The organism is Peribacillus sp. YIM B13477 (assembly GCF_042787955.1).
GTDB classification, from domain to species: domain Bacteria; phylum Bacillota; class Bacilli; order Bacillales; family DSM-1321; genus Peribacillus; species Peribacillus frigoritolerans.
The window spans coordinates 1-21,083 of record NZ_JBHZPD010000011.1 but is presented as its reverse complement, the minus strand read 5'-3'; the positions used below and the strand labels follow the sequence as shown (position 1 = coordinate 21,083).

The window sequence follows — 21,083 nt, the reverse complement described above, 5'->3', positions numbered from 1 at the left end:
ATTTTTTAAATGAAGTAATCGTTTTCAAAATAATATATCAATTTAATCCTTTTTTGTATAGGGTATTTTTGAAATTTAAAGGAATATCAATGACTCTTTTGCTGATTTTTTTGGATGATCCGGTCCAGCGATTCCTCGACGCTTTGAAGATGAAACAGCATGGCACTGCGGGCTCCGTCTTCATCCTGTGCCACGATTGCATCATATATCCTGACATGCTGCTGGTAAAGCTGCTTGAGTGTCATCTCTTCGGAATAAAGCGCAGCCCGACGGATATCACGCATCTTTTCCGTCATTAATTCTGAAACATGATTCATCAATGTAATCAGCAGTTCATTTTGTGATGCATTTGCCACGGCAACATGGAAGGAGATATCCGCTTTATCACTAAGTTCTTCATCATCCGAGACCTTTTCCATATTAAAAAGCATGTCCTTAAGTTCGATAAGGTTTTCTTCCGTTCTCTTCTTCGCTGCCACTTCCGCCGTACCGGACTCAAGGATTTTCCGGACTTCCAGTAAATGCTTGATATTGTCTTGATCCATCAAAAGGGCGGCAGACAAGGGGTGGTTCATGATGGCGGGGTCGAAGGTTTTGACGAATGTTCCTTCACCTTGTTTTATTTCAATAAGACCCATTGAACTCAATGCACTTAATGCTTCGCGGATGGCCGGGCGCCCGACTTGGAAATTTTCCGCAAGCTGCTGAATGGAATCCAATTGTTCACCTGGTTTCAGGCTGCCTGACCGAATCATTTCATAAAGTTCATCGCTGACTTCTTCATAAATTTTTTTCGGCTTTATTTTTTTATATACCAAGTAGTAGCACCTCTATTTTCTATGAGTTTCCCTAGTTAATATTATATAACACAAATGATCTTTGACACTTCCAGAAGAGTTAAAAAATCAACAAAAAATAAAAAAAATCTTGATTTTATATTTTCAATCATTTAATTTAAATGAGTATTCATCAAGTCATCTGATGACTTTGAATATTTGAATATGTAAGGGGTTTCAATTAGCGTTTGATTTCTGAATTTTTTTAAAATTTATAGAAAAAGGAGTCGAAATGAATGACATGGACACAAAACTTTACGCCGATCACCGATAATTTAGTTTTATCATCTCTTGCAGCACTCATTCCAATTCTTTACTTCTTCTGGGCGCTTACCATCAAACGCATGAAAGGTTACATGGCAGGTATAACCACGTTGCTTGTAGCTCTTGCAGTGGCTGTATTGATATATGGGATGCCTGCAGGAAAAGCAGTGATGTCCGCTTCACAAGGAGGCGTATATGGGCTGCTCCCAATCGGATGGATAATCATCACTTCCGTATTTTTGTACAAGATGACTGTTAAAAGCGGACAATTCAATATCATTCGTTCTTCTGTGCTTTCGCTTACGGAAGATCGGCGGCTCCAGGCATTATTGGTGGCATTTTCTTTCGGGGCCTTTTTAGAAGGTGCTGCGGGATTTGGAGCACCGGTCGCCATTTCAGCTGCGCTTTTAGTCGGTCTCGGCTTTAACCCGCTATATGCAGCAGGGATTTGTTTGATCGCTAATACCGCTCCGGTAGCGTTCGGGGCGGTTGGAATACCGATCATCGCCATGGAAGGCCCTACTGGCATAGCCGCCATGGAGATTTCCAAAATGGTCGGCCGCCAATTGCCATTCCTTTCGGCTTTCATTCCGCTTTATCTCATTTTAATAATGACCGGGTGGAAAAGGTCGCTTGAGGTCTTGCCGGCAATTTTGGTTTCCGGAATTTCCTTTGCCATCACACAATACTTAAGTTCGAATTTTCTTGGGCCCGAATTACCGGACATCCTTTCCGCGTTAGTGTCACTGTTTGCTTTGGCGATTTTCCTTAAATTCTGGAAACCTAAGACGATCTTTCGCTTTGCATCAGAGGAAACGGCAGCTGCTGTCGAACCATTATATACAGCCGAAGCGGAAACAAAATACACGAAATGGCAGATATTCCATGCTTGGTCACCATTCCTTCTGTTGACGCTTTTCATCACAATATGGGGGATGAACCCAATAAAGCCGGCACTATCCGGACATTATGAAGGCAACAATGTGCTGCTTGGCGGAATCAATGAAATCGGGAAACTATTAACCTTCCAAATCGAAGTGCCAGGTCTGCATAATGAGATAATCGGAAGTAATGGATTGCCGATTGCGGCTTTCTATAAAATAGAACTGCTCGGAGCAGCCGGGACGGCCATTTTACTGGCTGCCATCGTAACGAAGTTCATTGCACACATGTCTTCAAAAGACTTTTATGGCACCTTTGTTGAAGCGATGAAAGAGTTGGCCAAACCAATCTTGATGATTTCTACCGTGGTCGCTTTTGCTTATGTGACGAATGCTTCAGGCATGTCGACAACATTAGGGATGACCCTGGCAAAATCGGGTGATTTATTTCCGTTCTTCGCACCTGTTCTCGGCTGGCTGGGTGTGTTCATTACCGGATCGGATACATCAGCCAACCTCTTATTTGGCAGTCTGCAGAAAGTGACTGCGCTTAAAGTGGGAATGGAACCGGTCCTGGCACTGGCGGCGAACTCTTCTGGAGGGGTCACCGGAAAGATGATTTCCCCCCAATCGATAGCGATAGCTTGTGCTGCCGTAGGATTGGCGGGCAGGGAATCGGAATTATTGAGATTCACGCTTAAACATAGCTTATTTTTATTGCTGCTTGTTTGTGTGATTACCTTCTTGCAAAATGGCGTCCTTTCCTGGATGATTCCATAAGTAGAATGAGGCTCCCTTTTCATCGGGGAGCCTCGAAATATTTTCAAGTCCATTCAAAAAAGGAGGACATATCATGCAATTGGCAGCTGTTGCAGGAAAATTGGTGCATGAGGTTCGAAAACTGATTGATGAGGAGATCATCATTATTGATCATGCCGGCATGATTACCGCCAGCACCGATGGCAGCCGCATTGGATCTTTTCATGAAGGAGCCATCCACGCTTTCAACAATCGTGAGAAATTGATCATCAATAAACAGGATGAAAAAAGTTGGAAAGGAGTGAAGGCAGGGATAAACCTGCCTATTTTCTTTAATCAGGAAGCCGTTTGTGTCATTGGAATTACAGGTGACCCCAAACATGTTTCCCCATATGCGGAACTATTAAAAAAGATGACGGAGATGTTCATTCAGGAAAGTTATCATATTGAACAAGCAGAATCCCAATCACGACTGATGGAATTCTTTGTATTTGAATGGCATCAGCTGCAGACGTTCAATGAGCAATTCCTTCAGAAGGCCAAGTTGCTTGGGGTCGATGTTCATGCGGACCGGATCATCACCCTTGGTGAATTCAAGACTGAGGAAATCATTGAACCTCATGTATGGAGAACGCTTCAGATATTCATAAGACAACAGCATTCCAATGACATCGCAGTACGTTGGGGGAGGAACCAATTCGTCATTCTTTCAATGGCCGATTTCATCGGTTCAAAAAACCAGCAATATAAGAAACTAAGTAAACTGCAAAAAAAGCTGGAAGAGAGTTCGGGCTATAAAGTGTGTGCAGGAGTTAGTTCGCGTGCATCAGGGGCCGCTTTCAGGTCAGCGTTTTTTAAAGCGGAACGTTCCTTGAAAATCACGTCTCCCTCATCGGCGATCATATTTGACGAGGACTTGAAACTTGAGGTCCTTCTTGATGAAGTTACCGCTGAAACTAGACAGGAATATTTATCCCGGACGATTCAGGAGTTGCTTCCTAATGAGGAACTGCTTAAAACCCTTTCCATGTATTTTGCATGTGATCTATCTTTAAAAGAGACCGCTAGAGCCCTGCATATCCATATCAATACCCTCCATTACAGGCTCAAGCGCATAGAGGATTTGACCCGGCTGAATCCTAGGAAGCCAGCCGATTTAGTCACGATGTATCTAGCATTAAGTGTATTGGATAAACATACAAATTAATTCTATGTAAAGCTCAAAACTTTATATGTTCATACATAGAAGGCCGAGTGTTTTTTTTCTTATACTTACATCATATAAAAAATCTAGAATTTCCTATGTTTATATGAGGAGGATGTACATGTTAACAAAGCAGGTTAAGCAGCTACTTCTTGCCATTGTCGGTCAGGAGAATTACGATGACTCGAAAGTGGAATGTCTAGTCCATTCATATGATGCAACGCCTGGGTTTCAAGCGTTGCCGGATGCTGTCATCAAACCGGGCAGCACAGCTGAAGTCGCAGCCATCGTCAAAGTTTGCAACGAATACAATGTTCCGATCGTTCCGCGCGGTTCTGGGACGAATTTAAGCGGAGGCACATGCCCGACAGAGGGGGGGCTTGTCCTTTTATTCAATCGAATGAATTCATTACTTGAAATAGATGAGGAGAACTTAACGGCGACCGTACAGCCTGGGCTCATCACTTTGGACTTGATTTCAGCAGTTGAAGAGAAGGGATTGTTTTATCCGCCGGATCCAAGTTCGATGAAAATCTCCACGATTGGCGGCAACATTAATGAGAATTCTGGTGGACTGCGAGGTTTAAAGTATGGAGTCACCCGTGATTATGTCATCGGGCTTGAAGTCGTCCTTCCGAATGGGGACATCATTCGAACAGGGGGCAAGCTTGCCAAAGATGTAGCCGGATATGATTTAACGAAACTATTTGTCGGATCGGAAGGGACCTTGGGCATCGTTACGGAAGCGACCTTAAAGCTGATTCCAATGCCGGAAACGACTAAGACGATGCTTGCCTTATATCAAGATTTGGATGCTGCAGCCCAGTCAGTGGCCAAGATCATTTCAAATAAGATCATTCCTGTGACATTGGAATTTCTGGATCGGCCGACTTTGATCGTTGTTGAAGACTTTGCGAAAATCGGTTTGCCTACCAATGTGGAAGCCGTCCTGCTGATTGAACAGGATGGTCCGCCTGAAGTGGTGGAACGTGATATGAAAAGGATGGCCGATATCTGTCTAGAGGAAAAGGCGGTTTCCGTGGAAATTGCCGAAACGGAATCTGACGCTGTCGCCTTGAAAACGGCAAGAAGAACAGCACTTTCCGCATTGGCACGCCTCAAGCCGACGACCATTTTGGAAGATGCCACCGTTCCTCGCTCGGAAATTGCCAAAATGGTTAGAGCGATTAATGAGATCGCTGACAAGCATAACGTGGACATTTGCACCTTTGGTCATGCTGGGGACGGGAACCTGCATCCGACATGCATTACCGACGCTCGTGATCATGAGGAAATGGAGAGGGTGGAGCTCGCTTTTGCCGACATTTTTGCCGCGGCTATCGACCTTGGCGGGACGATTACCGGTGAACATGGTGTAGGAGCGATGAAGGCCCCGTATCTTGAATGGAAGCTGAAGAAAGAAGGGATTGATGCCATGAGGGCGATTAAACAGGCTTTCGATCCCAATAACATCATGAATCCCGGCAAAATATTTGCCAAGGAAACCAGGAAAAGGGTGGTGGTTTCTTCATGACGACAGTTCAAGAAAGGGAAACCATTGCCATTCAATTCGCGGAAAAAATGAATGAAGATGAATTGTTGAATTGTATGCGCTGCGGCTTTTGCTTACCCCATTGCCCGACATACATAGAATCGGGGCTGAAGGAATCCCACTCACCAAGGGGCCGGATTGCGCTTATGAAAGCGGTGGCGGATGACGTGATTGAGCCAGATAGGGATGTAGAACGTTCTTTGAGTCTTTGCCTCGGCTGCAGGGCTTGTGAACCTGTGTGCCCTTCAGGTGTGAAATACGGACACCTTCTTGAAGAAGCAAGGGATATCATCCATCAGAATAAAAAACACAGCTTCCCTGTAAAAACGATCCGCAAGGCCGTTTTTAGTGGACTATTCCCGCACCAGGAGCGAATGCAGACCATGACAAATTTGCTTGGCTTCTATCAGAAATCAGGCCTGCAATACATGGCCCGTAAAACGGGAGTCCTCAACATGCTTCCGGATAATTTGGCAGCCATGGAAAAAGTGCTGCCGAAAGTCCCGAAAAAAGCAGAAATGAAAAATAGGCCAACCGAGCTGCCTGCAATCGGAACGCCGCTCAAAAAGGTGGCTTTCTTTTCCGGCTGCTTGATGGATACGATGTTTTTGGAAACGAACAAGGCCACACTAAAGCTTCTTCAGCTGGCCGGATGTGAAATCGTGATACCGAAATCCCAGGCCTGTTGCGGTGCGCTGCATGGTCACAGTGGTGAAAAAGCAGGTGCAAAGCAACTGGCCAAGCGTAACATTGAAGCCTTTGAAACGGAGGAAGTTGATTATATCATTACGAATGCCGGTGGCTGCGGCGCTTTTCTCATAGATTATGATCATCTGCTCCAAGATGAACCGGAATGGCACGACCGTGCAATCTCATTTAAAAATAAGTTGAAAGATATCAGCCAGATCCTTGTTGATTTGCGTTTTCAAGAAAAAGTTCGCCTGAAACTGCCAGCTCAAACCGTAACTTTCCAGGATTCCTGTCACTTACGGAATGTGATGAATACCTCCTCGGCTCCGCGAATCCTTCTTCAATCAATAGAAGGAATCGATTTCAGGGAAATGAAGGATGCCGATCGCTGCTGCGGCTCAGCTGGGATATATAATATTGTTGAATCAGAGATGTCCATGAACATTCTTGACTCTAAAATGGAGCACACGAAATCGACACAGGCCGATATTGTTGTCACGGCAAACCCTGGCTGCCTGTTGCAAATGCAATTGGGGATCGAGCGGGAAAACTTGGGGGAATGCACAAAAGCGGTGCATATCGCGGACCTGCTAATAAAGGCTGTGGCTTTATGATAGAAGAAAAAAAAGAACACAAGCATTATTTGAAAAAACGAAATAGCAGGATTTGGTTAAACATTACATTTTTATAAAGAGGGAAACCCTTGTAAAGCTTGGATTTCAATTAAAAATGCGTTCTATGCTGAGAACAAATTGTAAATGATATAACAAAAATGAAATATGGATTCCTCGTTTACTTAGGAACATGTCGGGTATTGTTTATATATAGCATCCACTAACAGAAACAACAAAACCTAAGGAGGAATGTAAAATGAATAAAACAGTATATGGAGTATATGAATCAAATGCAGAAGTGATCCAAGCAATTAATGCACTTAAGGCAAAGGGTTTTGAGGGGGACGATATTACGGTCGTCGCAGATAAGGAAGAAACATTGGATTTCACGAACCATCAACGTGAAACGGATGTTCACACAATGACGAATGTTCCTAACGACGAATCGTTTATGGACAAGGTGGCACGGTTCTTCATGCCGGAAGACACGGCAGACCTTTCAACAAGATTGGCGAATGCAGGCCTTTCGAATAGTGATGCGGCTGAACATGTCTTTGATGTAGAAAATGGAAAAGTCCTGGTTCTGGTTGAAGAAGGTGAAGGCCATCTTGGAACGGCAAGAGATAAATTCACGACCGGAACAATGGACACTGCCGGTACAAGGCTTGATACTAACTCCACCAACCCACTATATAATGGTACGGAAAAAACCGATGCATTAAATAAAGAAGATGTTTATGGAGTCAACGGACAAGGCCGTGAATTGCCAGAAGATGAAAGGACGCTTAGACTTCGGGAAGAACAGCTGAACATTGACAAAGAAAGAGTTCAGACAGGAGAAGTCGTCATTAATAAAGAAGTAAATGAACAGCATAAAACGATCAATGTCCCTGTTGAACACGAAGAAGTGACAGTTGAGCATAGATCGGTTTCAGGACGTGAAGCGAATCGGGAAACCGGAACCATTGAAGATGGGGAAACATTACGAATCCCGGTTGTTGAAGAAAAACTGGAAGTTTCGAAAAAACCGGTTGTCACCGATGAAATTGTCATCAAGAAACATGCTGTACAAGAAACGGAGCAAGTTCAGGATACTCTTAAAAAGGAAGATATCCAGCTTGATAGTACAGATGAATCGATCGTGAATGAGAAAAAGGCAACTGAACGTAGAACCGACCGCTTCTAAGAGTGAAGGAAATGGCCTGCAGTTTTAAAACTGCAGGCTTCCTTTTGGTTTTTTAGACTGATTAAAGGTCCGAGCTTAGGGAAGGCAAACCTTTTTGTTTAATTGGCACCCATCAGGGTATAAATACACATAAGAAGAAATATCGAAAAAAAGGAGGAGGAATATGCATGGGAAAAACGTTATATGGTGTTTTTAATACGGAAAGAGAAATGATCCAGGCTATACAATCCCTCAAGGAAAAGGGGGTTCATGAAGGGGAAATAACGGTAATGGCTGATAAGAAAGAAGATTTGGATTTCGTTAATGATAAGCATGATCCGGATGTCGAAGTCGTTACTAACTCTAACGAGGAATCCTTCATTGATAAAATGAAACACTTTTTCCTGAACGAGGGTTCTGAAGATATAAGGAACCGTCTAGGTGAGCTAGGGCTTGCCGATAGTGAAGCAACCGCTTATATAAATGAAGTGGAGGCCGGAAAATTCCTCATTCTTTTAGATGAATCGGAAACCGTAACGGCACGTGAGAACATGACTTCCAATCGCATCGAGGATACGGACGCACCTGCAGAGAATCCGCTTAAAACAGGGGTGGTGAACAATCCGGACCCGAACCTTTTTCCGGAAACAACCGCGAATGCCTATCAAACAAGGGAAATGGAAGCACAGCCGGGAAGAAGCGAAGAGCTTCACGGAAATTCCGCCAATATCTATGAAAATGAAGAGCTGGATATGAAGCGAGCTCAAGAAAGGGAAATCTGGGGGAATTCCACAGAAAAATTCAAGAAGCAAAAACCAGGGATTCATGAAGGAACACTGGCAAGCGACCCGTTTGCAGACGATGCTGACAAAAACCTGGACGCTCAAGGATCACTGGATCGGACCGCGGGACCCACAGCGAGCGGACAGCAAGAGGAAGGCTTACAAGATGAATACATCAAAAATCGAATCAAAACCGACAATTTGTAATACCGCAACAAGAGCAGCCTGCATAAGGCTGTTTTTGTTTGTTTACTTAGATTGAAGAAATTTGCGACACTCCTGCCGAAATCACTGGCTAGCTGAGACACGCAGCCGTTTGCTTTGGCTTGTAAGACAGTCGACGGAAAGGGTGTGGAACGTTTTTAATGGCTCTTTTCGTAAAGATTGTTGTTTTTAAAACGAAACTATTTAAGGTTGATTGGAGCGGAAGTGCGAGACTCCTGCGGAAGCAGCGGGACAGGTGAGACCCCACAGGCGTTTACGCCGAGGAGGCTCACCGCCCGCACCAAGGAAAGCGAGCATCTGGAGGGGAAATCAACCACAACTCACTACCTGGTAAATAGCAACAAAGTATGTGAAAACAGCCTTTTTAATAGGACCGCAAGCAACCTTGATTTTCTTAGAGTTTGCTACAGGCTGTTATTTTTAAAAAAACCTTTAGGCAGAGGGTTCCCTTGTTCGTCTCCATAGACTATTTGCTTGTTTATTGATAAAGCTGCAAGGTATAATGACAAAGGAATTTTATTTTAAGTAGAGTAACAAGGAGGGGGAGAAACATGGAAAAAAACGTATATGGTGTTTTTGACTCTAATCCGGAACTACTTGCTGCAATTTCAGACTTAAAAGCAAAAGGCGTAACTGGCACCCAAATGACAGTGGCAGCTGATATAAAAAATTATGTGCAGCTTGGAAATGAACATACGGATATACTGATCATCGCCAATCAGGATAAGGAGGACACTCTTTTTTTGAAAATCTTCCATTACTTCACAGATGAAGGATCTGGAGATTTACGCAGCTTTTTCACGAAATACGGCTACTCTTTTGCTGAGACAAAAGCGATGCTTGAAGAAGTGAAAGCAAAGAAATTCATCTTGCTGCTTGATGAAGAAGTCTCCATCGAAGAACTGAAGGCTGGCGAGGCGAGATTAAAAAAATAACAGCCTTTGAAGGCTGTTATTTTTTTAATCCTGCTTCGAGGGCAGTGATCATTTCCTGTTTTTCCTGCTCGGATGAATTTTGCCAGATGACCTCGAATAATACTCCCAATCCAGGAAGCATTTTTTCCTCGCCATTTTGTATGGCATCGACAATCGTGTCTTCCAGCTGCTCTTGCGTATTTCCAGATACATTTTGGATGATCGCATTACGTAAGTTTAAATTCATAATTATTCCTCCTCTAACACATAATGACTGACATTAATAGCATTTCACAAACTCGCATGCAATATGTATGTGAATTGCGTTATAATAGGAAAATCAGTGTGAAGTTAAAGGAGCGTTTACCCTTGAAATATATCGAATCCGTAAAAAACCCGCAAGTTAAGCAATGGAAAAAACTTTTGACGAAAAAAGAACGAGATAAAACAGGTAAATATTTAGTCGAGGGTTTTCACCTAGTTGAAGAAGCCTTAAAAGAGGAAATCGTCCTGGAAGTGATCATCAATGAAGAAACTGAAATGCCTGCCCATTTTAAGGTGGAAGGCACAGAACTCATTTATGTAAAAAATGATATTATGAAGGCGATTTGCGATACCGAAGCACCGCAGGGAATTGCTGCGGTTTGTGAACAGAAATCAACGAGCATGGCGTCCATCAATCCGGAGAAATTATTGTTGATGGATGCCGTCCAAGATCCTGGGAATATTGGAACGATGATCAGGACAGCGGATGCAGCGGGAATCGATGCGGTCATCCTTGGGGAAGGGTGTGCTGACTTGTATAATCCCAAAGTGGTCCGTTCGACGCAAGGGAGCCTCTTCCATATGCCTGTCATTAAAGGGAACCTATCCGAAATCATCGATGAGCTTAAGCAAAGTGGCACACCGGTTTATGGTACGGCATTAGAAGGGGCATCGCCATTTGAAGAAGTCGAAAAGTCTTCCCGATTTGCCCTGCTGGTCGGTAATGAAGGCCAAGGGGTATCGAAGGAATTACTGGAGAAAACGACTAAAAACCTCTATATTCCCATCTACGGAAAAAGTGAATCTTTGAATGTGGGGATTGCTGCCGGGATTTTAATGTACCATTTACGAAAATCGATTTGAAACGGCCGAAGAATTATAATATAATAAAACAGAATTTTATAATGAAAACAACGATGACAAAGAGTAGTAGCTTAAAGTTAACCATATCCAGGGAGAAAATGCCTTGACTGAAAGCATTTTTATGGCACTGCTTAAGTGAATTCACCTTTCGAGTTGGCATTGGGAAGACAGGATGTCCGAAAAATGTTCCGGTGAAAAGCCGTTATTTTTAATGAAGTGAGTGCAGAAGTTTTTTTGTTTATGCACTAATAAGGGTGGTACCGCGATACATAAACCTCGTCCCTTTAGGGATCGGGGTTTTTTTGTGTTCATTTTTACAAAAGGAAAATAAAGGAGGAAGACATGATGCAGGAACGTTTACTAGAACTGCAGGAAGAAGCGTTGCAAAAAGTTGCCGCCGCTTCCGAATTAAAAGAACTGAATGAAGTCCGTGTTGCTTATTTAGGGAAAAAAGGGCCAATCACTGAGGTATTGCGCGGCATGGGTAAATTATCTGCCGAAGAGCGCCCGAAAATCGGGGCACTAGCCAATGAAGTACGCGAAGCGATCGCAACAAAGATCGAGGAGAAACAAAAAGCGCTTGAAACCGCGGCAGTCAATGCAAAGCTGGCAACTGAAACGATTGACGTCACACTTCCAGGACGTCCGGTAAACAAGGGGAATCTTCACCCATTAACACGAATCGTGGAAGAAATCGAAGACTTATTCATCGGGATGGGTTATACGGTTGCGGAAGGTCCTGAAGTCGAGAGCGACTACTACAACTTCGAGGCACTTAACTTGCCAAAAAGCCATCCGGCACGTGATATGCAGGACTCCTTCTACATCACGGATGAAATCCTGATGCGGACGCACACTTCACCGGTTCAAGCCAGAACGATGGAAAAACATAAAGGTCAAGGCCCTGTTAAAATCATTTGCCCAGGAAAAGTATATCGCCGGGATAACGATGATGCGACACACTCCCATCAATTCCAGCAAATTGAAGGCTTGGTCATCGATGAGAACATCAGCATGAGCGACCTGAAAGGAACGCTAGACGTATTTGCGAAAAAAGTATTCGGGCAAGACCGTGAAATCCGTCTTCGTCCAAGTTTCTTCCCATTTACTGAGCCTTCCGTCGAAGTGGATATTTCTTGTAAGATCTGTAGCGGTAAAGGCTGCAGCGTATGTAAAAAAACAGGCTGGATCGAAGTGCTTGGCGCTGGGATCGTTCATCCGAACGTCCTTGAGATGGCTGGCTTCGATTCCAAGAAATACTCTGGATTCGCATTTGGAATGGGCGTGGAACGGATTGCCATGTTGAAGTACGGTGTGGACGATATCCGTCATTTCTATACGAATGATGTTCGATTCTTAAAACAATTCAACCATCACGAAGCATAAATTTTTATTTTAAAAAGGAGGACCTACCATGTTTGTGTCATATAAATGGTTACAAGATTATGTTGACCTTTCAGGCATCAATGCGACGGAGCTTGCTGACAAAATCACGAAAAGCGGCATTGAGGTTGAAGGGGTGGAAAAGAAAAGTGAAGGGCTAAAAGGGGTCGTCATCGGGCATGTCTTAGAACGTGAACAACATCCAAATGCGGATAAATTGAATAAATGCCAAGTTGATATCGGGGCCGAAAATCCCGTTCAGATCATCTGTGGAGCACCGAATGTCGATAAAGGCCAAAAAGTCGCAGTCGCTACTGTTGGCGCAGTCCTTCCAGGTAATTTCAAAATCAAGAAAGCGAAACTTCGCGGAGAAGAATCGCACGGAATGATTTGCTCGCTTCAAGAATTGGGCTTCGAATCCAAGCTTGTTTCCAAGGATTATGCTACAGGAATCTTCGTCTTCCCTAATGATGTGGAAGTAGGGAAAGATGCATTGGAGGAACTTGGTTTAAGTGATGAAGTTCTGGAACTTGGGCTGACTCCAAACCGCTCCGACGCGCTAAGCATGCTTGGTGTTGCATACGAAGTGGGAGCCATTCTAGGCCGGGAAGTGAAATGGCCGGTAGTCGAGAAAGAAGAGGCAGCTGAAAAAGCAACTGATTATATCAGTGTCAAAGTGGAAGCGAAAGAAGATAACCCGATATACATGGCTAAAATCATCAAGGATGTTAAGATCGGACCCTCACCGCTTTGGATGCAGACTAGGTTGATGTCTGCAGGTATCCGACCTCATAATAATGTGGTGGATATCACGAACTACATTTTACTTGAATACGGCCAACCGCTCCATGCCTTTGATTATGACCGCTTTGGTTCAAAGGAAATCGTCATCCGTAGAGCGAAGGATGCTGAAAAAATCGTAACATTGGATGAAGCGGAACGCACTTTGACACCTGACCATTTAGTGATCACGAATGGCAGTGAGCCAGTTGCGATTGCTGGTGTGATGGGCGGAGCGGATTCCGAAGTCAAAAATGATACGACGAACATCATTATTGAAAGTGCATATTTTGCAGGTACAGTAGTTCGCAAAGCTTCAAAGGACCATGGATTACGCAGTGAAGCCAGTGCCCGCTTTGAAAAAGGCGTCGACCCGGCACGTGTTCGTGAAGCAGGGGAACGTGCTGCACAATTGATTGCACAATATGCAGGGGGAACAGTCTTACAAGGAGCAGCAGAAGTTGACGAATTGTCAATGGAACCTGCGGTCATTAGCATCACGCTTGAAAAAATCAATACACTCCTTGGAACAAGCATGACCGTATCAGTTGTGGAGTCAATCTTCAAACGTCTGCAATTCGGCGTGGAACTTGACAATGAAACATTCACGATCACTGTCCCGACGCGCCGTGGTGATATTAGTATTGAAGCCGATTTAGTCGAAGAGGCTGCACGTTTATATGGATATGATAACATCCCCGTTACACTGCCGATCGGTTCTGCTAACCCAGGACAATTGACAGACTATCAAATTAAACGGCGGAAGGCACGCCGTACACTTGAAGGCGCAGGCCTTTATCAAGCGGTGACCTATTCACTGACAAGCCAGGAAAAAGCGTCCCAATTCGCATTGGAAGCAAGAGAATCCATTCGATTGGCAATGCCAATAAGTGAAGAAAGAAGCCAGCTGCGTTTAAGCATCGTGCCTCAATTGCTGGAAGTCGTCAAATATAACAATGCCCGCCAAATTGATTCACTGGCCCTGTATGAAATCGGTTCGGTATTCTTTAAGCGTGACGAACAAGAACTGCCTGAAGAAAAAGAACATGTTGCTGGAGCAATCACCGGCCTATGGGAGTCACATCTATGGCAGGGTGAAAAGAAACCAGTGGATTTCTTTGTAGCCAAAGGCGTGATCGAAGCATTATTCGACACACTTGGATTAGCTGATCAAATCAGTTACAGCCAAGCGGAAATCAACGACATGCATCCAGGACGGACAGCCGAAGTCCTATTGAATGGTGAAGTAATTGGCTTTATCGGCCAAGTGCACCCAACTGTCCAAAAAGACTTGGATATTAAAGAAACATACATTTTCGAACTTTCCTTAAAAGCATTGGCCGAAGCAGAAGTCGCGCCGATAGCGTACCAAACGATTCCGCGCTATCCATCAACCACACGCGATATCGCGCTCGTTGTGGAACAAGCCACGAAAGCCGGGGACATTCAGGGTATTATTGAAGAAGCCGGCGGCAAACTGCTGAAAGAAGTAAGCATCTTCGACTTATACGAAGGTGAAAGAATGGAGGAAGGCAAGAAATCCATTGCCTACTCACTGAAATACTACGACCCGGAACGTACACTGACGGACGAGGACATTACAAAGGCACATGATAAAGTGCTTGAAGCCGTTAAAGAAAAAGCGGGCGCAGAGCTAAGAGGATAAAACCAAAAAGACAGCTCCCTGAATCATGGGGGCTGTCTTTTTTGATTTTACGAGTAAAAGGTGCAAACTCACGAGTAAAAGGTGCAAACTCACGAGTAAAAGGTGCAAACTCACGAGTAAATGGAGCAAACTCACGAGTAAATGGCGTAAATTCACGAGTAAATGAAGCAAACTCACGAGTAAATGAAGCAAACTCACGAGTAAATGGCGTAAACTCCGGGTAAATCGCACAAACTCACGTGTAAATAGAGTGAATTCACGAGTAAACCGCGCAATTTCACGAGTAAAAGGCGGCTGTTCAGGAAGATCAGCCGCTTTCTTCTATTTATGATATTTCTGTTGATAGAGTCGCTTCGCTTTTTCTGTGTTGGCAAAATGGGTTTTCGTGAATTCGTGTAATGAATCGATTCCCTTTTCGTGAATCAATCTTGCGGCCGCTTCATCTACTGCAAATCCGGCACCTTTAGGGATTTTGAATCCGGCTTTTTCACTCAGCAAGTCAAAGCGTTTGACGAATGCATATCGGGCCAGGATGGATGCGGCTGCCACTCCAAGGTGAATGCCTTCCGCTTTTGTGCATAGATAGGTGGCATTAGCTTGGAATAGTTCTTGACCTTTTAGGTAATTGAAAAATACCTCTGGTTGAGCGAATTGATCAATAAGGACGGCTTCCGCTTGTTCTGGCTGGATTTTTTGCATGAGGTTCTTGATTGCTTGGTTATGGAGGAGTGCCTTCATTTTTCCTTGTGACATTCCCTTTGCCTGAAGCGCATTATATTTCGGGTTGTCGCATGTGAGCAGGCTGAAGGGCACTACATCCTTAATCTGTTTGGCAATGTCGATGATCTGTGGGTCTTTCAGGTTTTTGGAATCCTGGACACCAAGCTCCTTTAATAGAGCGAGTTGCTCCTTCTTGGCATATACGGCTACGACGGTCATCGGGCCGAAATAGTCTCCTGTTCCGACCTCGTCTGAACCAATCACTGACATGGTTCCGATATTTGCAGGCGGCGAATATCGATGGACGTTGACCGATGCAGAGGATGCCGTTTTTTTCTTTGGAGCCGCAGCAGTGGTACCTTTTTGCCATTTTACCGCTTCTATTTCGGCATTCTTACCTTGAAAAAGGACCTTCCCGGATTTATATGCCGTCACCGTGCATAGCGGCGGTTTGGCGGAAAAGATGCTCCCCGGCGGCTGCTTAGCGGCCAAGGATGAAGAATAATGGGACTTCATCGCCTTTATTTGTTCAGGACTGATAAGTAAAACAACATGGGACATAATGGGTTAGCTCCTAACTTCATTTTGTTTAATAGGTAATCTTCTTCCTAAATTCGATATCGTTTGACAAATTATTGAAATTTTAATGCAAGAAATGACGATGTACTCTCTTTCATGACGAAAAACTTCATGATATGATAGAATTAGGATTGTTTAGATTGGGGGCATCATTTTGTCAGACGATAAACGAAATAAAACAACAGTTGATATATACGGACAGCCATATACAATCGTCGGCACAGAAAGCGCAAGTCATATGCGCCTGGTCGCTTCGATGGTTGACGAAAAAATGAGAGAGATCAGGATGAAAAATCCACACTTGGATACAAGCAAGCTAGCGGTGCTAACGGCCGTGAATACCATCCATGAATATATTAAATTAAAAGATGAACTAGACCAGCTTCAACTGGAATTAAAGAGAGAGAAGGACTGAGTACATGCTTGATTTAGCAATTCTGGCCATTCTTTTAATCGGTTTATTAATCGGTTTAAAGCGTGGCTTCATTTTACAAACGGTTCATATGACTGGGTTCATTGTAGCCTTCATCGTCGCCTATGTATTTTACGGAGATCTTGCTCCCAATTTGAAATTATGGATTCCGTTCCCAACGATGGGTGATTCCTCGACCCTTAATATGTTTTTCAATACAGTCGGGCTTGATACGGCGTATTACAATGCAATTGCCTTTGCAATCATTTTCTTTGCTGCCAAGATTCTTTGGCAAATGATAGGATCCATGCTCAATTTCATTACCCATCTACCGATATTAAAGCAGCTGAATCGCTGGGGCGGAGGGATATTGGGTTTTCTCGAAGTCTATCTTATCATGTTTATTATATTATATATAGCTGCCATGCTGCCAATGGATTCCATCCAGAAACCATTAACTGGCTCATTTCTGGCAGAATCGATCGTGAAACATACGCCGTTCCTTTCCGAGCAAGTGAAGGAACTTTGGTTTCATGATGTAAAACAATCTTAATGTCAGTATAAGAGGGCCTGCCTCCCGTGTTCAAAGTCCTGGATTCCTTTACTTTGAACACGGGGGAGGCCCCTTTTTATGTAGAGGCATGTAGCTTCTTTCTATTTGATTCGAAGGTTAAGAACCTGACTGCTTGTACTTTACCTCCAAGAAAGGTATCTTTAAGAAAGTGAACATGGGACACCCTACTAATTTTTTCGGCGGTGAATTAAATGACAATTAATAAAAAAGATATCATTAAACTATTAGAAAAAATTGCAATATATATGGAACTAAAAGGAGAGAACCCGTTTAAGGTTTCAGCTTTCCGAAAGGCAGCGGGCGCCTTGGAAACGGATGACCGGAGCCTGACGGAGATCGAAGATTTTACCGCTTTGAATGGAATCGGGAAAGGAACGGCATCCGTCATCGAAGAGTATATAAATGAAGGGAAATCGACTGTACTTGAAGAGCTTCAGGAGCAGGTGCCAAAAGGATTGATTCCGCTTCTGCAGCTTCAAGGCTTGGGCGGTAAGAAAATTGCCAAGCTTCATAAAGAGCTGCATGTCAAAGATGTGAATGATCTTAAAATCGCCTGTGAGGAAGGCAGGGTCGCGGCGCTTGCCGGTTTCGGCAAAAAAACGGAAGAGAAGATCCTGTCTGCAATTGCCGAGGCGGGTTCAAGGCCCGATCGGCTGCCCCTAGCCTTCATGAGACCGATAGCTGCTGATATTGAAACGGCCCTTGCTAACATGGATTACATCATCCGTTCTTCCAGGGCGGGCAGCATCCGGCGTATGAGGGAAACAATCAAGGACCTCGATTTCATCATTTCGACAGATCATCCCGAAGAGGTTAAGAATCAACTGCTTGCAATAAAAGGGATAAAACAGGTGATTGCGGCCGGTGATACAAAAGTATCGGTCGTGCTTGATTATGAATATGACATTTCTGTCGATTTCCGAATCGTCAAGGATAAGGAATTCATCACGACACTTCATCATTTTACAGGTTCGAAGGATCACAATGTGCGGATGCGCCAGCTTGCTAAAGATCGCGGAGAGAAAATCAGCGAATATGGGGTGGAAGTGACTGAAACCGGTGATGTATTGACGTTTGAAACGGAAGAACAATTTTATAATCATTTTGGCCTTCCTTTCATTCCCCCAGAAATACGTGAAGACGGAACGGAAGTGGAGCATTATGATGCTAATGAACCTCTCATATCTTTAGAGGCCATTAAAGGTGATCTGCATATGCATACCACATGGAGTGATGGTGCTCATACGATTGAAGAAATGATTGAAGCATGCCGTGCAAAAGGGTATCGATATATGGCCATCACCGATCATTCGCAATATCTGAAAGTGGCGAACGGCTTGACCGCTGAACGTTTACGTGAACAAAAACGGATCATCCATGAACTTAATGAAAAATACACTGACTTTACCGTTCTTTCCGGGATAGAGATGGATATACTTCCTGATGGGACACTTGATTATGACGATGAGCTGCTTGCAGAGATGGATTTGGTCATTGCATCGATTCACTCAAGTTTTTCACAGCCTCGGGAAACGATCATGGAGCGCTTAAAAACGGCTCTGAATAATCCGCATGTAGATATCATCGCCCATCCAACGGGAAGGATCATCGGCAGGCGCACCGGATATGATGTGGATATAGAAATGCTGATCGAACTGGCCCGTGAAACGAATACGGCCTTGGAATTGAATGCGAATCCGAACCGATTGGATTTGGCACCTCCGCATCTGCGCAAGGCTCAGGAAGCAGGCGTTCCAATCGTGATCAATACGGATGCCCACAGCATCGACATGCTTGAACATATGCCTGTGGGGGTCTCGTCAGCCAAAAAGGGCTGGATAAAAGAATCCACGGTTCTTAATGCAAGGGATACGGATGGCTTATTGGCGTTTTTAAAGAGAAATGATTAACTATTTGCCCATAAATAAGGAGGAGCTTTAACTCCATGCATAATAAAGCTTTAAAGACATTGGAATTTCATAAAATAAAAGAACAATTGATCTCACACGCATCCTCATCCATAGGAAAAGAAAAGGCGGAGCAATTGATGCCTTCCACGGATTTTGAAGAAGTGTCGAGATGGCAGGAAGAAACAGATGAGGCTGCCAAAATCGTAAGGTTGAAAGGTAACTTGCCATTGGGCGGAATTTTCGATATCCGTCCGCATGCAAAAAGGGCACAGATTGGCGGTATGCTCTCACCGATGGAATTGATGGAACTTGCGAGTACGATTCGTGCCGGCAGGATCTTAAGCCGTTTCTTCGAAGAACTGGCAGAGCAGGAAATTGATGTTCCGCTTTTAGCCGAATATATCGATTCCCTTCATCCATTGATTGATTTGCAGCAGGAAATTACGTATGCAGTAAGCGAACATGGCGAAGTGATGGATTCTGCCAGCGACAAGCTTCGTACCCTAAGAAACCAAATTCGGACGAACGAAAGTCGCGTAAGGGAAAAACTGGAAAGTATGATCCGTTCTTCCAATGCATCAACCATGTTATCCGATGCCATCATCACCATCCGGAATGATCGATTCGTCATCCCGGTAAAACAGGAATACCGTAGTGTGTATGGCGGGATCATTCATGATCAATCATCATCAGGGCAGACGTTGTTCATTGAACCGCAAGCAATCGTTCAGCTGAATAATGTCCTGCAGGAAACCCGAGTGAAGGAAACGCAGGAAATAGAACGGATATTGGTCGAACTATCGGAAAAAGTCGGTGCGTTCACCCCTGAATTGCTTCATAATGTCAAAGTGCTGGCACAAATCGATTTCCTTGTCGCCAAGGCAAAATATGCAAAAGCGATAAAAGGTTCCAAGCCGATTCTGAATAATGAGGGGCGCGTGAAATTATTCAAAGCGAAACACCCGCTCATTCCGAATGATGTCGTCGTGGCCAATGATATTTTTCTTGGTGATGAATTTACGACAATCGTCATCACCGGTCCGAATACAGGTGGTAAGACGGTCACCCTGAAAACGATTGGCCTCTGTACGTTAATGGCCCAGTCCGGTCTGCAGATCCCTGCGCTTGATGGTTCCGAAACGGCTGTGTTTTCCTCTGTTTATGCCGATATAGGCGATGAACAGTCGATTGAACAAAGCTTAAGTACATTTTCTTCGCATATGGTCAATATTGTCGATATCCTTAAGCATGTCGATTATGACAGTCTTGTTTTATTCGATGAGCTTGGAGCGGGAACTGACCCACAGGAAGGTGCAGCTTTGGCCATTTCCATTTTGGATGAAGTGTATAAGCGCGGAGCACGTGTCATTGCAACGACACATTACCCGGAATTAAAAGCGTATGGATATGATCGGGAAGGCGTCATAAATGCAAGCGTCGAATTTAATGTGGAAACCTTGAGTCCCACCTATAAACTTTTAATTGGTGTACCAGGGCGGAGTAATGCGTTTGAAATTTCCAAGCGCCTTGGTTTGGAAGAAAACGTGATCAGCAACGCCCGCGGCCATATCGGTGAGGATACGAATAAAGTTGAAAATATGATAGCGTCCCTTGAAGACAGCCGCAAGAAGGCTGAAGAAGAGGAATTGGAAGCCAAGAATCACCTGAAACAGGCGGAAATTCTTCATAAAGACCTTCAAAAGCAAATTGATGAGTACCATCAAGAACGGGATGCGATGGTTGAAAAGGCAGCAAAAGAGGCAGCGGCAATCGTTGAAAATGCACAAAGGGAAGCGGAAGCGATCATTGCCGACTTACGTAAACTGAGACTTGAAAAGCATGCCGATGTTAAAGAGCATGAACTGATCGATGCAAAAAAACGGCTTGAAGAAGCAGCGCCTAAAGTGAAAAAAACAACAAATAAAGCTGCGAGGCCGCTGGATAAAAGCTTAAAACCTGGAGATGAAGTAAAGGTCGTAAGCTTTGGTCAAAAAGGTCACTTGATTGAGAAGGTCTCAAATAATGAATGGCAGGTTCAGATCGGC

General features: G+C 44.1%; 17 protein-coding genes and 1 other annotated feature. Of the genes, 14 read left to right on the top strand and 3 right to left on the bottom strand.

All coding sequences use genetic code 11. The features are described from left to right. Positions 1-86: 86 nt before the first annotated feature. A complete protein-coding gene (locus ACFX4H_RS23225; RefSeq protein ID WP_377436349.1) occupies positions 87-818 on the bottom strand; it encodes a FadR/GntR family transcriptional regulator in 732 nt (243 codons plus the stop codon). 254 nt (positions 819-1,072) lie between these two features. Here ACFX4H_RS23225 and ACFX4H_RS23220 point away from each other — a divergent pair, with 254 nt between their 5' ends. From ACFX4H_RS23220 to ACFX4H_RS23190, 7 genes are all read left to right on the top strand, one after another. Beyond that, positions 1,073-2,761 carry an L-lactate permease gene (locus ACFX4H_RS23220; RefSeq protein ID WP_262871292.1) on the top strand — a complete coding sequence of 563 codons (1,689 nt, stop codon included), beginning with the start codon at positions 1,073-1,075 and terminating at the stop codon, positions 2,759-2,761. Between the two features lie 73 nt (positions 2,762-2,834). Further along, positions 2,835-3,947, top strand: a complete 1,113-nt coding sequence (locus tag ACFX4H_RS23215) for a PucR family transcriptional regulator (RefSeq protein WP_377436348.1) — start codon at positions 2,835-2,837, stop codon at positions 3,945-3,947. A 118-nt stretch (positions 3,948-4,065) separates the two neighbouring features. Next, entirely contained in the window at positions 4,066-5,478 is a 1,413-nt protein-coding gene (glcD, locus tag ACFX4H_RS23210) for a glycolate oxidase subunit GlcD (RefSeq protein WP_377436347.1), read from the top strand. Then, complete coding sequence (locus ACFX4H_RS23205) at positions 5,475-6,800, top strand: (Fe-S)-binding protein (protein ID WP_377436346.1); 1,326 nt, start codon at positions 5,475-5,477, stop codon at positions 6,798-6,800. The genes glcD and ACFX4H_RS23205 overlap by 4 nt, the downstream gene beginning before the upstream one ends. Positions 6,801-7,056: 256 nt before the next feature. Then, positions 7,057-7,986, top strand: a complete 930-nt coding sequence (locus ACFX4H_RS23200) for a YsnF/AvaK domain-containing protein (protein ID WP_034309038.1) — start codon at positions 7,057-7,059, stop codon at positions 7,984-7,986. Between the two features lie 167 nt (positions 7,987-8,153). Beyond that, entirely contained in the window at positions 8,154-8,954 is an 801-nt protein-coding gene (locus ACFX4H_RS23195) for a general stress protein (RefSeq protein ID WP_377436345.1), read from the top strand. Between the two features lie 569 nt (positions 8,955-9,523). Next, positions 9,524-9,907, top strand: coding sequence for a general stress protein (locus tag ACFX4H_RS23190; protein ID WP_034309034.1), 384 nt, complete (start codon positions 9,524-9,526; stop codon positions 9,905-9,907). 16 nt (positions 9,908-9,923) lie between these two features. On the opposite strand, the gene sspI is transcribed toward ACFX4H_RS23190, so the two are convergent. Then, complete coding sequence (sspI, locus tag ACFX4H_RS23185; RefSeq protein ID WP_034309032.1) at positions 9,924-10,133, bottom strand: small acid-soluble spore protein SspI; 210 nt, start codon at positions 10,131-10,133, stop codon at positions 9,924-9,926. A 122-nt stretch (positions 10,134-10,255) separates the two neighbouring features. On the opposite strand from sspI, the gene ACFX4H_RS23180 reads away from it, so the two are divergent. The 3 genes from ACFX4H_RS23180 to pheT all read left to right on the top strand — a co-directional run bounded on the left by ACFX4H_RS23180 (position 10,256) and on the right by pheT (position 14,843). Then, positions 10,256-11,014, top strand: coding sequence for a TrmH family RNA methyltransferase (locus ACFX4H_RS23180; RefSeq protein WP_377436344.1), 759 nt, complete (start codon positions 10,256-10,258; stop codon positions 11,012-11,014). Positions 11,015-11,058: 44 nt separating this feature from the next. Continuing rightward, positions 11,059-11,301: a binding site (T-box leader), on the top strand. Positions 11,302-11,359: 58 nt separating this feature from the next. Continuing rightward, a complete protein-coding gene (gene pheS / locus ACFX4H_RS23175) occupies positions 11,360-12,400 on the top strand; it encodes a phenylalanine--tRNA ligase subunit alpha (RefSeq protein ID WP_053535889.1) in 1,041 nt (346 codons plus the stop codon). A gap of 28 nt (positions 12,401-12,428) precedes the next feature. After that, positions 12,429-14,843, top strand: a complete 2,415-nt coding sequence (gene pheT, locus ACFX4H_RS23170; protein WP_377436343.1) for a phenylalanine--tRNA ligase subunit beta — start codon at positions 12,429-12,431, stop codon at positions 14,841-14,843. A 321-nt stretch (positions 14,844-15,164) separates the two neighbouring features. Here pheT and rnhC read toward each other — a convergent pair whose 3' ends face one another. Then, positions 15,165-16,124 (bottom strand): ribonuclease HIII, encoded by a 960-nt coding sequence (rnhC, locus tag ACFX4H_RS23165; RefSeq protein ID WP_063575527.1) that lies wholly within the window; start codon positions 16,122-16,124, stop codon positions 15,165-15,167. A 172-nt stretch (positions 16,125-16,296) separates the two neighbouring features. Between rnhC and zapA the strand changes: the two genes are divergently transcribed. The 4 genes from zapA to ACFX4H_RS23145 all read left to right on the top strand — a co-directional run. Further along, complete coding sequence (zapA, locus tag ACFX4H_RS23160) at positions 16,297-16,557, top strand: cell division protein ZapA (protein ID WP_034309021.1); 261 nt, start codon at positions 16,297-16,299, stop codon at positions 16,555-16,557. A 4-nt stretch (positions 16,558-16,561) separates the two neighbouring features. Next, positions 16,562-17,107 (top strand): CvpA family protein, encoded by a 546-nt coding sequence (locus tag ACFX4H_RS23155; RefSeq protein ID WP_034309018.1) that lies wholly within the window; start codon positions 16,562-16,564, stop codon positions 17,105-17,107. Between the two features lie 212 nt (positions 17,108-17,319). After that, entirely contained in the window at positions 17,320-19,038 is a 1,719-nt protein-coding gene (polX, locus tag ACFX4H_RS23150) for a DNA polymerase/3'-5' exonuclease PolX (RefSeq protein ID WP_063590478.1), read from the top strand. Positions 19,039-19,073: 35 nt separating this feature from the next. After that, a partial coding sequence (locus tag ACFX4H_RS23145; RefSeq protein WP_377436342.1) for an endonuclease MutS2 occupies positions 19,074-21,083 on the top strand: 2,010 nt, incomplete at its 3' end.

Bases quoted from the DNA above. Each gene is read 5' to 3' on its own strand.
- ACFX4H_RS23220 (WP_262871292.1), top strand. From the start codon at position 1,073: ATGACATGGACACAAAACTTTACGCCGATCACCGATAATTTAGTTTTA.
- ACFX4H_RS23215 (WP_377436348.1), top strand. From the start codon at position 2,835: ATGCAATTGGCAGCTGTTGCAGGAAAATTGGTGCATGAGGTTCGAAAA.
- glcD (WP_377436347.1), top strand. From the start codon at position 4,066: ATGTTAACAAAGCAGGTTAAGCAGCTACTTCTTGCCATTGTCGGTCAG.
- ACFX4H_RS23205 (WP_377436346.1), top strand. From the start codon at position 5,475: ATGACGACAGTTCAAGAAAGGGAAACCATTGCCATTCAATTCGCGGAA.
- ACFX4H_RS23200 (WP_034309038.1), top strand. From the start codon at position 7,057: ATGAATAAAACAGTATATGGAGTATATGAATCAAATGCAGAAGTGATC.
- ACFX4H_RS23195 (WP_377436345.1), top strand. From the start codon at position 8,154: ATGGGAAAAACGTTATATGGTGTTTTTAATACGGAAAGAGAAATGATC.
- ACFX4H_RS23190 (WP_034309034.1), top strand. From the start codon at position 9,524: ATGGAAAAAAACGTATATGGTGTTTTTGACTCTAATCCGGAACTACTT.
- sspI (WP_034309032.1), bottom strand. From the start codon at position 10,133: ATGAATTTAAACTTACGTAATGCGATCATCCAAAATGTATCTGGAAAT.
- pheS (WP_053535889.1), top strand. From the start codon at position 11,360: ATGCAGGAACGTTTACTAGAACTGCAGGAAGAAGCGTTGCAAAAAGTT.
- pheT (WP_377436343.1), top strand. From the start codon at position 12,429: ATGTTTGTGTCATATAAATGGTTACAAGATTATGTTGACCTTTCAGGC.
- rnhC (WP_063575527.1), bottom strand. From the start codon at position 16,124: ATGTCCCATGTTGTTTTACTTATCAGTCCTGAACAAATAAAGGCGATG.
- ACFX4H_RS23155 (WP_034309018.1), top strand. From the start codon at position 16,562: ATGCTTGATTTAGCAATTCTGGCCATTCTTTTAATCGGTTTATTAATC.
- polX (WP_063590478.1), top strand. From the start codon at position 17,320: ATGACAATTAATAAAAAAGATATCATTAAACTATTAGAAAAAATTGCA.